The 14,382-nt window shown below is 59.1% G+C and carries 8 protein-coding genes, 2 tRNA genes and 1 pseudogene; 2 read left to right on the forward strand and 9 right to left on the reverse strand.

Going from position 1 to position 14,382, the window contains the following annotated elements:
* Positions 1 to 65 precede the first annotated feature (65 nt).
* The 6 genes from QRX40_RS07800 to QRX40_RS07825 all read right to left on the reverse strand — a co-directional run bounded on the left by QRX40_RS07800 (position 66) and on the right by QRX40_RS07825 (position 6,407).
* A complete protein-coding gene (locus tag QRX40_RS07800) occupies positions 66 to 1,187 on the reverse strand; it encodes a LacI family DNA-binding transcriptional regulator (protein WP_313837488.1) in 1,122 nt (373 codons plus the stop codon).
* A gap of 49 nt (positions 1,188 to 1,236) precedes the next feature.
* Positions 1,237 to 1,944: a ribonuclease HII gene (locus QRX40_RS07805; protein WP_313837490.1), complete on the reverse strand. Its 708-nt coding sequence runs from the start codon at positions 1,942 to 1,944 to the stop codon at positions 1,237 to 1,239.
* Between the two features lie 7 nt (positions 1,945 to 1,951).
* Positions 1,952 to 2,716 carry a signal peptidase I gene (lepB, locus tag QRX40_RS07810; RefSeq protein ID WP_052692699.1) on the reverse strand — a complete coding sequence of 255 codons (765 nt, stop codon included), beginning with the start codon at positions 2,714 to 2,716 and terminating at the stop codon, positions 1,952 to 1,954.
* Positions 2,717 to 2,861: 145 nt separating this feature from the next.
* Complete coding sequence (rplS, locus tag QRX40_RS07815) at positions 2,862 to 3,233, reverse strand: 50S ribosomal protein L19 (protein WP_024627419.1); 372 nt, start codon at positions 3,231 to 3,233, stop codon at positions 2,862 to 2,864.
* A gap of 222 nt (positions 3,234 to 3,455) precedes the next feature.
* Positions 3,456 to 5,153 (reverse strand): glucose-6-phosphate isomerase, encoded by a 1,698-nt coding sequence (gene pgi, locus QRX40_RS07820; protein ID WP_024627418.1) that lies wholly within the window; start codon positions 5,151 to 5,153, stop codon positions 3,456 to 3,458.
* A 129-nt stretch (positions 5,154 to 5,282) separates the two neighbouring features.
* Positions 5,283 to 6,407: a mannose-1-phosphate guanylyltransferase gene (locus QRX40_RS07825; protein WP_313837493.1), complete on the reverse strand. Its 1,125-nt coding sequence runs from the start codon at positions 6,405 to 6,407 to the stop codon at positions 5,283 to 5,285.
* A 122-nt stretch (positions 6,408 to 6,529) separates the two neighbouring features.
* Here QRX40_RS07825 and QRX40_RS07830 point away from each other — a divergent pair.
* Both QRX40_RS07830 and QRX40_RS07835 read left to right on the forward strand, forming a co-directional pair.
* Positions 6,530 to 6,602 (forward strand) — tRNA-Thr (locus tag QRX40_RS07830).
* Between the two features lie 40 nt (positions 6,603 to 6,642).
* Positions 6,643 to 6,723, forward strand: a tRNA-Leu gene (locus QRX40_RS07835).
* A gap of 53 nt (positions 6,724 to 6,776) precedes the next feature.
* On the opposite strand, the gene QRX40_RS07840 is transcribed toward QRX40_RS07835, so the two are convergent.
* From QRX40_RS07840 to QRX40_RS07850, 3 genes and pseudogenes are all read right to left on the reverse strand, one after another.
* Positions 6,777 to 9,662 (reverse strand): hypothetical protein, encoded by a 2,886-nt coding sequence (locus tag QRX40_RS07840; protein ID WP_313837494.1) that lies wholly within the window; start codon positions 9,660 to 9,662, stop codon positions 6,777 to 6,779.
* Between the two features lie 460 nt (positions 9,663 to 10,122).
* Entirely contained in the window at positions 10,123 to 11,889 is a 1,767-nt protein-coding gene (locus QRX40_RS07845) for a hypothetical protein (protein ID WP_313837495.1), read from the reverse strand.
* A gap of 1,447 nt (positions 11,890 to 13,336) precedes the next feature.
* Positions 13,337 to 14,382 (reverse strand): annotated as a pseudogene (locus QRX40_RS07850) (hypothetical protein); the annotation flags it as partial.

A 14,382-nucleotide genomic window follows, 5' to 3' on the forward strand; every position in this document is an offset into this window, starting at 1 on the left:
TCTGGTTCCGATTGTAACTGAGTCCAGAGCATCAGGCAAGCTCACGGGATGCGGGCCGACAGTGGTCAGAGGCGCTTGATTGCGTAGCCCAGGGACCGACGCTGGATCACGTCCGCCTGGATCAGCCCCACGCCGTGATGGGTGACCGGGAAATCCACCGGCTGCCCTTGGTGAAGCAGGGCCAGGACCTGCCGCATGGTGGCCACCCCCAGATCCTCAAAGCGGGGACGGACCGTGGCCAGCGGCGGGAACATGTTGTCTACCGTAGGCACGTCGTCGAAGCCCACCAGACTGATGTCACTGGGAATGCGGATGCCATGCTCCTTCAGGGACCGGGCCACGCCCACGGCCTGGTTGTCGTTGGCGGTGACCACGGCCGAGGGCAGGGAGGTGCCGCTCATGCCCCGCTGATCGATCAGGTGGTTCATCAGCGTGTAGGACTCCCCGGCCTCCCAGCTGCGGGCGTGGACCACGGCCGTTCGTATGCGGCAACGGGCGCAGGCCACCTTCCAGGAGGCCAGCCGGGTGGCTGCATCCCGCCACTGCGCAGGACCGGCCATATAGAGCACTCGCCGATGGCCCCGGGAGGCCAGCAGCCGGGCCAGGCGCTGCACGGCACCCCACTGGTCGATTCCGGTCAGGGCTATCTGACCGTCGCCCCGCCGGCGGCTCAGGGCCTCTTCGACACTGGTGATGCCATGAGTGGAAGTGACGATGACCCGGGGCTGGCTCACCTCAACCTGGCAGGCGGCCTGGAACATGGTGTCGGTGGGGGTCAGAAAGATGAAGGCGTCCACGTTCTGCTCCAGGAAGGTGCCGCAGAGCTCCTGGAATCCGGCAAGCGTGCAGGCTGATTCGTCCACCATCATGACCGACATGAACAGTCCATGGGAACGGGCCACGGTCTCGATGGCCGTAATTGACGAAACAGGTCCGAAGAGACTGACTCCGCCGGCCACCAGTCCGATGGTCCGGCTGCGGCTGGATGCCAGGGCCCGCGCAGAGTTGCTGGGTCGGTAGCCCAGCTTCCTGATGACCTGCTGAACCCTGATCCGGGTGGCCGGCGAGACGTCCTTGGAGTTGTTGATGACCCTGGACACGGTCTGGTGGGAGACCCCGGCCAGCCGGGCAACCTCGAACATGGAGGGGCGCTTGGACCGTGACCTGCCCCCGCTGCCTGCGGGCATGTGACCTTCTTCCAATAGCCGTACGATAGCCGTGTCGACCGTTCCGATATTAGCCCCTGCCGGGACCGGACGAGGGCAAATGCCAGCTGACCCGATGCAGACGGCTGGGACCCAGACGGCGAATGGCCTCCAGGTGTGCAGGCGAGCCATAGCCCTTGTTGTGCTCCCACTGGTATGGGGCCAGGGCGGGGTCGGAGGCGGCCAGACGGACCATAAGCCGGTCACGGGTGACCTTGGCGATGACCGCTGCGCAGGCCACACTGGCACAGTGGGCGTCGCCCTTGACCTGGGTGGAGACCTTGGGCAGAACCGGAAGGTCGGGGGCGTCAAAACTGTCGGCGGCCGGGGTGATGTAGTCATTGGGGCCGTCAAGGATGGCGGCCAGACGGCGGCCGGGCCCCAGGTCCATCCCCTGCTCTAATTCAGCCAGTGCACGCAGGGCGGCGATGCCCAGGGCATGGACGATGCCCCACTGGTCGATCTCATGGTTGGAGCAGGCCCCCACCGCCCAGCCGGCAGCCCAGTCCTCCAGGTCACGGTACATGGCCAGCCGACGCGCAGGGGTCAGCATCTTGGAATCCGCCACCCCTTCAGGGACCTTCAAATGGGGCAGGTCAGCGGAATGGACCGCCACCACGCCGACCATGGCCGGACCCGCCAGGGCTCCGCGGCCGACCTCATCCAGGCCCAGCACATACTCGGCTCCCTGGTCAGCCAAGGCAGCCTCGGTGGCCAGGGTCGGCAGGATCCGCCTCATAGCCGGTTCAGTCCTGGGTAGGCTCGGGCACAGAGTCGAAGACCTTGTGCTGGTTGTTGAGCAGCTTCCAGCTGCCCACCGGGTAATAGGTCAGCAGTGCAGTGCCCTTGATGTTGTCCATGGGGACCAGGCCATTGTGTCCGTCGTCCTTGTGCAGACGGGAATCGGCGGAGTTGGAACGATTGTCGCCCATGACGAAGACGTACCCAGGGTCCACCTTGACCTTGAAGGCAAAGGAGCTGGGCTCCACTCCTGGGCGCAGGTAGGAGCTCTCATCCAAGGCGACACCGTTGACGGTGACTGGGGCGCCATGACCCTTGCAGGCCACTGTGTCGCCGGGCATGCCGATCAGGCGTTTGACCAGGTGACTGCCACGGAAGCTGGGTGTGGACTCTTCGCCTAGCCAGTTAGCAGGATCAGTGAAGACCACCACATCCCCCCGACGGGGGGCCACCATGGATCTGGTCAGCCGGTGAGTGGTCAGGATTCTGTCTCCGATGCCAAGGGTGTTCTCCATGGAACCGGAGGGGATGACGTAGATGCTGAACAAAAATATGCGCAGGACGGCAACGACGGCCAGCAAGGCAACCAGCTCGAACAGAAACTCGGGCAGGAAACCGCGTTCGCCCAGACGCGGGTGGCTGCCCTTGGTGGAGCCGCGTCCACCGGGGCGGTCGAAGGCATGACGGGGCGGCACCGGGGCTGAGGTGGCCTGTCTGCCGTCCGGGTACCAAAGTCCCGACGAGGTCGCTTCCTCATCCCGAAAGGCCATATCCACTCCTTGTCATCCGCTGGAACCCGCCCACAAACAGATTCCGCATGCCTCATAGCGTACACACCCAAGCATGGAAAAACCCGGGAGCATTACATCCCGGGTGTTAGCGGCCTGGCCTGGGCTGGGTCGCCCTGGCTGAATCCTACTTGTTGGACTCGGCCTTGTTGTCGCGGCGCTCGACAATGCGGGCGGCCTTGCCGTGCAGACCACGCAGGTAGTAGAGCTTGGCGCGGCGGACACGGCCGTGGCGCAGTACCTTGATGGAGTCAATCTGCGGGGAGTGCAGAGGGAAGCGACGCTCGACGCCCACGCCGAAGCTGACCTTGCGCACCAGGATGGTCTCGCGCACGCCGGAGCCCTGACGAGCGATCACCACGCCCGTGAAAGCCTGGATACGAGAGTTGTTGCCCTCAGTGATGTTGACGTTGACCTCGACGGTATCGCCGGGGCGGAAGTCTGGGATCTGCTCCGCAGGCTTCATGTGGCTGGCGTCAAATTCCTGAATCGCGTTCATGCTGTTCCTCCATGGCCGCCGCACATCGACCCATGACATGGACCGCAACCATCAAAGGAAGCGATCCTGGACGGAACCCGGCGGTCTGCCGTCGGGGGTGCCGATCCGCCGGAGCATCCGGCTGGACCTGAAAGGAAGGGAGCCCATGCGGCAGCTGCCCTTCCGGCAAACAACTGTCCAATAATATACCACCAACCGGACCCGCAGGGACCCGGCATGACATCAGCGGCGGTGGGCCCTGTAGAAGGCGATCAGGGACTTTGTGGACTGATCCTGCTCGGCCAGGGCCTGGTCGTCCCGGGAGATGGCCGGGGTGATCTCGCGGGCCAGCTTCTTGCCCAGCTCAACGCCCCACTGGTCGAAGGAGTCGATGCCCCAGACCGTGCCCTCGGTCAGCGTGATGTGCTCGTAGAGGGCGATCAGCTCGCCCAGGGCGGCCGGGGTCAGCGCATCGCCGAAGATGGAGGTGGTGGGCCTGTTGCCGGTGAAGACCCGGGCCGGGACGATGGCCTCGGGAGTGCCCTCAGCGCGGACCTCGTCGGCGGTCTTGCCGAAGGCCAATGCCTTGGTCTGGGCCAGGAAGTTGGCCAGGAAGAGCTCATGCACGTCCTGGTCGCCGTCCTTGGCCGGGTTGGGGGTGTTGGCGAAGGCGATGAAGTCGGCGGGGATCAGGCGGGTGCCCTGGTGGATCAGTTGGTAGAAGGCGTGCTGTCCGTTGGTGCCGGGCTCCCCCCAGAAGATTTCGCCGGTCAGGCTGGTCACCGGCGTGCCGTCCCATCGCACGGACTTGCCGTTGGACTCCATGGTCAGCTGCTGCAGGTAGGCCGGGAAGCGGTGCAGATACTGGTCATAGGGCAGCACGGCGTGCGAGTGGGCGCCAAAGAAGTTGACATACCAGACGTTGAGCAGGCCCATCAGAGCAACTACGTTTCGATCCAGGGGGGTGGCGCGGAAGTAACGGTCGACAGTGTTGAAGCCCTTGAGGAACTCCTCGAAACGCTCGGGGCCGATGGTGATGGCCAGGGAGGTGCCCACGGCGGAATCCACCGAGTACCGGCCGCCGACCCAGTTCCAGAAGCCGAAGACGTTGTCCGGATCGATGCCGAAGTCGCGCACCTTGTCCAGGGCAGTCGAAACGGCGATGAAGTGCCGACGGATGGCCTCGGCCGAGAGGTCCTCGCCGTCCTTGGACAGCAGGCCACGCTCCCCCAGGCTCTTCAGGAGCCAGGCGCGAGCCTGGCGGGCGTTGGTCAGGGTCTCCAGGGTGGTGAAGGTCTTGGAGACGATGATGAAGAGCGTGGTCTCCGGATCCAGATCGCGCGTCTTCTCGGCCAGGTCGTTGGGATCGATGTTGGAGATGTAGCGGGCGCTGATGCCGGCATCCGCGTAGGGCTTCAGGGCCTCGTAAGCCATGACCGGGCCAAGGTCGGAGCCGCCGATGCCGATGTTGACCACGGTGGTGATCCGCTTGCCGGTCAGACCGGTCCAGCTGCCCGAGCGGACCTGGTCGGCAAAGGCATAGATGCGCTTGAGGGTGTCGCGGACGTCGCCGACAACATCCTGGCCGTCCACGATCAGCCGGCCGCGATCCTCCTCGGGACGGCGCAGGGCTGTGTGCAGGACGGCCCTGTCCTCGGTGTTGTTGATGTGCTCGCCGTTGAACATGGCCTCGATCCGCTCCTCAAGGCCGACCTCGCGGCCCAGCTGGGCCAGCAGTGACAGGGTCTCGGGCTGAATCAGGTTCTTGGACAGATCAATATAGAGATCACCCAGCTCGAAGCTGAGCTTTTCGGTGCGCTGCGGGTCCTTGGCAAACCATGCGCGCAGATCGATCCCTTGGCGCTGCATGTCGTCGAAGTGCTGGTGCAAGGCCGCCCAGGCCTTGGTGCTGGTAGCGTCCACTGGAGGATTGATGGCCATGGTTGTTCGGGTCCTTTCATGAGGTGATGCCCGGTCTACCGAGCACCCGGTTCTGTAACCCAAACTACTCACAAAAGCAGACAGAAGACAACAAAATCAGCCAATCTACTTGACCGAGCCGAATCGCTGTCAAAGTATGTCGTCACAGCCGTACTGGGCCAACTTGGCCACCATGTCCTTGACTTCCTGACTGCGGGCCCGGGGGGCCACCAGGAGAGCATCGGGAGTGTCGACGACGATCATGTCATCCACACCCAGAAGGGCGACCGTGCGTTCCGAACCTGGCACGACCATGTCTCCTGCTGAATCCAGATACATGACCCGGTCGGCATCCCCAAGAATCTTGATGTTGCGCCTGTTGGAGGACGGCAGCAGGCCGGCCACCGAATTGAAGTCGCCGATGTCATCCCAATCGAAGCCCCCTGGAACAACCGCCACGCCGCCGGCCGCCGAAAGGGGCTCGGCCACGGCATAGTCAAAGGCGATCTTCTCAATGCCCGGCCAGTGCTCCTCCATGGCCTGGCCGCGGGTCTGCTCGCCCTGGTCCCAGACCTGGGCGATGGCCATGACCGCGGCGTGGAGCTCCGGCTTGTAACGACGCAGGCAGTCCAGAAGCACTTGGGCCTGCATGACGAACATGCCGGCGTTCCATCGATACTCCCCTGTGGACAGGTAAGCCTGGGCCGTAGAGGCATCCGGCTTCTCGACGAATTCGCGGACCAAGCGGGCATCAGGGGCCCCGGGAATGCGATCGGCCAGGGAGGGGCCTTGGTGGATGTAGCCGAAGGCGGTGGAGGGACGGGAGGCGGCGATGCCGATGGTAGTCACATAACCGGCCCGGGCCGCCGCCACCGCCTGCTCCACTGAGGCCTCGAATGCTTTGTCGTCTCGGATGACGTGGTCGGCGGCAAAGGAGCCCACGATGATTTCCCCGCCGTGCCGCTGGGCCAGTACAGCAGTCGCCAAGGCTATGGCCGCCGTGGAATCGCGAGGAACCGGCTCGGCGAAGAGCGCGTCCTCAGCCAGATCCGGAAGCTGCTGACGCACCTGGTCCACATGCCGCTGGCCAGTGGAGACGACCACATGGTCAGCCCCGCAGATGCCGGCCAGCCGGTCAAAGGTGCCCTGGATCATTGTTCTGCCTGATCCCAACAGATCATAGAGGAACTTGGGCCGGTCCTGGCGGCTCAATGGCCAGAGCCGGGTGCCCACGCCACCGGCCGGAATGACGGCATAGAAATCATTGAGATCCATGCCCTCCATTGTGTCAAGAAGCTTGTACACCCTCGGCCCGAAGTGCAAGGCGTTTTTATCGCGCGCATCCAGTATGATGTGACATGTTGTCTTCTTCCGGCAGGTCCGGACGGGAGGCGAAGGCCACTTTAGCTCAGTTGGCAGAGCGTCTCACTCGTAATGAGAAGGTCGACAGTTCGATTCTGTCAAGTGGCTCTTTCACCAGCTGCCCTTTCAACGGCAGGGCATGTCGTACGCGCGAGTGGCGTAATGGTAGCCGCGCAGGATTTAGGTTCCTGTGTCTTCGGACGTGTGGGTTCGAGTCCCATCTCGCGCACAGGTATTAAGAACAGGGCCCGCAAGAACGGGCCCTGTCTTACGTTGCGGGGATCAGCGTCGGCTTTCCTGCCTGTTCCTCAGGCAGGCCACGAAGCCCACCAGGCCTAGGGCTATCAGCAGCAGGATCCTGAGCACGGAAAGCGGCCATCCGCCGGTAAGCGGCAGGGAGGAGGTCGAAGGCCGGAACTCCAGCACCTGCGACACCGAGGCTGACTGGTTCCCGCCTAGGAATCTGCCCTGCGCGTCAGGGCCCTCGGCATCATCCGAAAGCACCTGGACGGCGACATCCCCCTGCTTCATTCCCTCAGGTGGGACCGCCTGCCAAATGCCCTGGTCCCCCACAGCCACATCCGTGCCAGTGTTGTCAGGCCAGGTCACATGCACCATGGTCCCCTTGGTCTCAGGAATCTTCCTGTCCCCGTCCACATACTTGTAGGCCCTGCCGGCCACCTGGAATACGTCATGGCGGTCAATGGTCAGCGTTGTGGGCGTCATGTCGATTTTCCGCTCGATGGATGCCGGGCCCGAACGGAGGTTCATCGGGTTGACCATTTCAACCTGGAAAGTATAGGTCTGCGTTTCATCGTCACCGTTATAGCCAGTGAACTTGTCAGCAGGGATATTCAGCGACCAGGACCAAGTGGAAGCCGCCGTCTTGGTCAGGTTCAGCGTGAGACCTGATGTGGGGTCAGCGACGGAAGGAACAGCGCCGACCGCCGCATCCCTCTGGAAGGTGTTGGCCGGAGTGGTCAGCAGACTGGTCCAGCCCGAGGCAGCATTCTGCTTCATCGAAACGACCATCCTCGAATCAGTCATTCCCAATCCTGCCGAGGACCAGGCCGTATACACAGGCGACGCCTCACCCTTGAACTCGACGACCGAATCCGCCGGCAGGCTTCCGTTGACGGTATGGGGCACCGTGACCGAGAACTTGCTGGCATCCGGGACATCCTCGCCCGAGACGAAATAGGCCGTGCCGATATTCGAGAAGTAGGAGGTCAGGCCGAACCCGGAGACAGACTCAGTCACCCAGGCATGGTAACGCCTGTAGCCGCTGTACTTGTTGCCAGAATCCGGCGACGGATACAGCTTGTTGGTGTCCTGTATCCGCCAGGAACCCCCTTGTTTGCTGCCGGTGTCGACCTGGCACTCAGCCTCGCCAAGCCTGAACCCCCACGTGTCCGTCCCTTTCACCAGGTCATCGCCATTCGTGCCCTGCCCCTCCACAATCGGATTATTGGGATCCTCGCCGTAGAGAACGACCTTGTTGGGACGCGCAGGATCCTTGGAGGGCATGCACTCACCACTGATTACCGGCTCAAGCTCGGTCGTATACACGCTTCCAGAAGCATCCAAACCGGCATCAGCATCGTTTTCGATCTTGGTGATCGTAGGATCATCAGGACGAGGCACGTCATACTTATAGAACGCGGTATTGATTGTCCATCCCGCAGAGATATTCGTATCCTTCTCCACGGTGGACATACCATCGTTTATCCCTACAAGACCAGCGCTCTTGGGGTTGTACACTTCAGGGCTGACGGTACAAGCGCTGCCATCCCTATTCGTGGTGACAGGCCAGGTGACCATCTTGAAATAGCCGTCAAGATCCTGCTTCTCCTTGGCCTCCTTGAAATCAATCCCGCCATCAGCCTTCTGGGCAGGCATGGGATTGCCATCCTTATCAGTGGCAAAAAGCACGTTGGGGTTGTCGAGATATTGAGGATCCTTCGGACTCACGTTGAAAGCGGAATAATTGCTGACTTGGCCTGCCTTGCTGGTCGTGGTGGTCGCCGTATTGGGGGACGGCTGCTGGCCTGTCACCAGGACCGGCTCAGGGGTCAGCTCATCAACAGGCACCCACTCGCTATCCTTCAGAGCCACCCACTGGTAATAATAGGAATTGGTCTCAGAACATATGCCATCAGGATTGTCATTTGTACTGCCACGCGGATTCAGCCAGTACACGAAGAACGACCGTGCCGGAGCTGTTCCCGGAGCAGTACCGGCGATTGGCCCAGTAACATTGCTCTTATAATCAGGAAAACCGTAATCCGTCACCATGCCCCAATTAGCCTGATTGTTTTGATAGAGATTAGGGTTGGTGTCCCAACCGACCCAGGAATACGGGCCACTGCACTTCATATCCTCTTTGCTGTCCAAGCAGTAACCCATATACACTTTCATCTGTTTGTCATGGGACAAGCTCTCTGTGATATTTGAATATCTATCCTGAGCCTGTAAATCACTCATGGAAGCCGGATCAAAGCTTGTGCAGTTATTGGTAGTCCAGGACCAGGAAGAATTGCCGCAGGACAGGGCCTTGTTCTGGTCACCAACGATGGCAAAGACATTCAAGGGCTCGGGGTGACCGCCGACCGCGAATTTCGCAGGATCTTTGGACGTATCCTTGATGTTCATATCACCCTCAATGGATATGGTCAGGTAGTCGTACAAACCAGAATTGATGATCTTATGAACGGTGAAGAACTCATCCTGGTTCTTGGCCCAGGTTAAGGCACCATCATAAGCGTTGGCATTTTTATTGCTGTCTACATAATCATCCGGGGTGATAGTGTTCATATACCGTACGCGTCTGTAATAGTCAGGATTTTCGGAACCAACAAACTGATATATGAAAGATAAATTGCATTGTGACGGATTTTTGGTGTCAGTCTCACCAACACCGACACAATCCGGCTTAAATTCATTGTGCTTCACGCGCAGGATGAAGTCCATGCGCAGCTCATCCTGGTAGGCATCGATCCTATCGTTGAAGGCCATCATCCTATAGAGCAGGGGTTTTCTGCTGGCTGTTTCGTCCTGTCCATCGATGGCATTGGCCCGATTGGCCGAAAGGGCGCTCAGCCCCAACGGAACAACCATGGCCAGCGTCGCCAGAAAGGTTACCAGAACGGCGATAATCTGACGGCTCACATGCTGCGAACCCTTGGCGATCCGTTCTTGCAAACGCTTCAATACAATACCCCCAAATCAAGTTACAATTATGCTTAAGAGCGGCTAAACTTTGTTCTTTTAATCTGTCCCCAATTGCTTCGACTCTATCATAGAGATAAAAAAATAGCATCTTCGCTTTTTCCATACATGCTCCACGAGCACTGGAATTGCAACCATTGCCGGGATTCCGATAGGGTGTGTCACGACCGGTATTGCGCAACAGTTTATGGTCTTCATCTGGCTGGTCTGGGTTGGAGGTGGAGGCCACTTTGTCATGGAAAGGTCGACTGTTCGCTTCTGTCAAGCGACTCTTCCACCAGTGGCCTTCAGACGTCTAGGCTCGAGTCCCATCTCGCACAGGAAACACAAGCAGGGCCTGCTCCCATCCTCCTCATTCCATGGAAGTGAGAGCAGACCCTGCCTTATGCCCGCCGGAGAATCAGTATCGGCTCTCCTGCCTATTCCTCAGGCAGGCCACAAAGCCGGCCAGACCCAGTATCAGCATCAACAGGATCTTGAGCACGGAAAGCGGCCATCCTCCAGCGAAGGGCAGGGATGAGTTGGAGGGCCGGAATTCCAGTGCATGCGACACCCCAGCCGACTCGTTTCCTCCCTGGAAGCTGCCACTTTGAGGATCAGTGCTTTCAGCGTCATCGGAAGCAACCTGAGCGGTGAATTGTCCGTGATTGATGCCCTCAGGTGGAGTCGCCTGCCACGAGCCCTGGTTCCCCACGACAACATCCGTACTGCTGTTGCCGGGCCAGGTTACATGAACCACTGTTCCTTTGGTCTCAGGAACCCTCGTGTTGCCATTGACGTACTTATATGCCTTGCCCGCCACCTGGAAGACGTCGTACCGTTCCAAGGTCAGCGTGGTCGGCGTCATGTCGACCGTCCGGTTGATGGAAACCGGATCCGAAGGGACATTCAGAGGGTTGATCATCTTAACCTGGAAAGTATACTTCTCTGTCTCATCGTCACCGTTGTAGCCGGTGAACCTGCCAGCAGGTATGGTCAAGGTCCAGGACCAGGTGGAAGCCGCCGTCTTGACGACCTTGAGCACAGAGCCCGATGTGGGGTCAGTGACGGAAGGCGACGTGGTATTGACCGCCGCATCCCTCTGGAAGGTGTTGGCCGGAGTGGTCACCAGACTGGTCCAGTCCGAGGCAGCATTCTGCTTCATGGAAATGGCCATCCTCGAATCAGTCATCCCCAGCCCTCCCGAGGACCAGGCCGTATATATAGGCGAAACCGAGCCCTTGAACGTGACCACCGAACCCGCCGGCAGAATCCCGTTTTTCGTATGAGGCACCGTAACGGAGAGCTTGCCATCCGGAGCATTCTCGTTGGAGACGAAATAGGCTGTTCCTATGTTCGAGAAGAAGGAGGTCAGGCCGAACCCGGAGGCGGACTCAGTCACCCAGGCATGATAACGCCTGTACCCATTGTACTTGTTGCCGGGATCCGGCGATGGATACTGCTTATTGGTGTCCTGTATCTGCCAGGACCCTCCCTGCTTGCTCTTAGGATCGACCTTGCACACCGTTTCTCCCAGCTTGAACCCCCAGGAGTCCGAGCTTTTCACCAGGTCGTCACTGCTCTTGCCCTGCTCCTCCTTGAAAGGATTGCCGGGATCCTCGCCGAACAGAGTAACCGTGTTGGGATGCGTGTCGTCTTTGGAGGGAGTGCACTCACCGCTGACCACCGGATCAAGCTTGCCGGTATAGACGCTTCCTGAGGCATTCAAGGAGCCATCGGTGTCATTCTGAATGTTGGTGATGGTCGGATCATCGGGACGAGGCACATCATACTTATAGAAGGCAGTATCGATAGCCCATCCTGCATCCAGATTCGTGTTTTTCTGGGCTGTAGACATATCGTCTGTTATCCCAACAAGGCTATCCTGTTGAGGGTCATATATCTTAGTGGTGACTTCAGGAGTGCTTGCCGTCGGCTTGCACTGGGTGCCATCGGCATTAGTAGTGACAGGCCAAGTAACTAGTTTGAAATAACCGTCAAGATCCTGCTTCTCCTTGGCCTCTTTGAAATCAATCCCGCCATCAGCCTTCTGGGCAGGCATAGGCTGGCCATCCTTATCAGTCGCAAAAAGCACGTTGGTGGTATTCGCATACTTTGGGTCAGTCGGATCGACGTTGTAAGCCGTATTGTCATTGACCTGATATTGAAGACCCCAGGAATTGGTCAAGCCGTTTACTGCTGGCTTCTGACCAGTTACGAGCACCGGTTTAGGCGTCAGCGCATCGACAGGCACCCATTGGCTATTCTTCTGCGCCACCCATTGGTAGTAATAGGAGTTGGTCGTGGAACATATTCCACCAGCGCTGTTATTTCCACGCAAATTGAACCAGTATACAAAGAAGGACTTGGGGGGCGCTACTCCTGGAACCGGATTGGCTCCTATAGGAAATCCATAATCCGTTACCATGCCCCAATTGGCCTGGTGACCACCATAAAGAGGGGGATTACCATTCCAGCCAACCCAAGAAGCAGGTCCGCTGCACTGAGGGTGGGGACTGTTACCTAGGCAGTTGCCCATGTAAAGCTTGATGCCCTTACCCTGGTCTGCAGTGATATTGGCGACCCTGTCTTGGACGTTGCTGCCGATAGAGCTCGGATCGAAGGATGTGCAGTCATTCGTAGTGTAGTCCCATGGAGAACCTCCACACGAGAGCGTATTGTTTTGTTGACCAACAATTGCGAAGACGTTCAAAGGCTCCGGATAACCGCCAGTCACATAATATTTCGGATCCAAGGAGGTATCCATGTAGGACAAATCACCCTCTATGGATACAGCCAGGAAATCATATAAACCAGAGTTGATCACTTTATGAACCGTAAAGAACTGCTCCTCATTTTCCGCCCATTGCTCAGCACCGCCAGTGGGGTCGTTGGGATTTGTTGAAATAGTATTCAGGTACCGAATCCGGGTATAGTGGGACGGACTTTGCGCTCCTTCATATTGATATGCGAAAGACAGATTGCACTTTACTGAATCATAGGGAGAAGTATCACGCATCGGAACGCATTGCGGATTGAAATCGTTGTGCTTCACGCGCAGGATGAAGTCCATCCGCAGCTCATCCTGGTATGAATCAATCTTGTCGTTATAGGCCAGCATCTTATAGAGCAGAGGCTTCCTGCTGGCCGTCCCGCCCTGCCCATCGATGGCATTGGCCTGATTGGCCGAAAGCGCGCTCAGCCCTAGCGGAACAACCATGGCCAGCGTCGCCAAAAGGGTTATCAAAACAGCCACTATAGGGCGATCCACATGCCGTGGACCCTCATTGACCCCTTCTTGCAATCGGTTCAACACGCTACCCCCCACACCTCAATGCAACCATCTCCAGAATCAGATGGACTGCACGCTTGATTGGTCCCCGGTGCAGGCCACGAAACCCTGGAGCACAAGTACCGTATCCTCACTTATGGCATCTTCTTGTCCCCTTTACATGCTTTAAGAGTACCGAGACTGAAAGCGTGATCTGGGATTCAGAAAGGGTGTTTCGCGACCGTCCACCATCTTGACTAAGGACAGTCTGAATTAGGGGTAGGGGTTACTGGCAACGGCAGGGCCCCCACTCATCCTCTCAACTTCATGGGGCGGGGGCGGGTCCTGTCTGATGCTGCCGGGGTCAGTGCCGGCTTTCCTGCCTGTTCCTCAGGCAGGCCACGAAGCCGGCCAGACCGAGGGCTATCAGCAGCAGGATTTTGAGCACGGAAAGAGGCCATCCGCCAGTAAGAGGCAAAGCCGAGTTGGAAGGACGGAACTCCAACGCGTGCGACACCGAGGCCGACTGGTTCCCGCCCTGGAACCGGCCCTGCGCATCAGGGCCCTCGGCATCATCCGAAAGCACCTGAGCAGAGAACTCACCCTGATTGATGCCCTCAGGCGGGGTCGCCTGCCATGAACCCTGATCCCCCACAACGACATCCGTGCCGCTGCCGCCGGGCCAGGTCACATGCACCATGGTCCCCTTGGTCTCGGGAACCTTCCTGTCCCCGTCCACATACTTATAGGCTTTGCCTGCCACCTGGAAGACGTCATGGCGGTCAATGGTCAGCGTAGTCGGAGTCATGTCGACCTTCCGCTCGATGGATGCCGGGTCCGAACGGATGTTCGTCGGGTTGACCATTTCAATGTGGAAATCATACAGTTGTGTCTCGTCACTGCCGTCGTAGCCGCTGAACCTGTCAGCAGGGATGTTCAGCGTCCAGGACCAGGTGGAAGCCGCTGTCTTGGTCAATCCCAGCGTAAGACCTGTCGCGGAATCCGCGACGGAAGACGTGGTGCCGGCTGCTGCATCCCGCTGGAAGGTGCTGGCCGGAGTGGTCAGCAGGGGCGTCCAGTCCGAGGCGGTCTTCTGCTTCATCGAAACAGTCATCCTTGAATCCGTCATCCCCAGTGCTCCCGAGGACCAGGCCGTATATACAGGAGACGCTTCACCCTTGAACACGACGACCGAGTCCGCCGGCAGGCTCCCGTTGACCGTATGAGGCACAGTTACCGAGAGTTTGCTCGCATCCGGCACATTCTCACTCGAAACGAAATAGGCCGTCCCGATGTTCGAGAAGTAGGAGGTCAAACCGAATCCGGAGATAGACTCGATCACCCAGGCATGGTAACGCCTGTAGCCGCTGTACTTGTTGCCTTGGCCCGGCGACGAATACAGCTTGTTGG

This window comes from Bifidobacterium sp. H6bp9 (assembly GCF_032193695.1).
Classification (GTDB): Bacteria; Actinomycetota; Actinomycetes; order Actinomycetales; family Bifidobacteriaceae; genus Bombiscardovia; species Bombiscardovia kimbladii.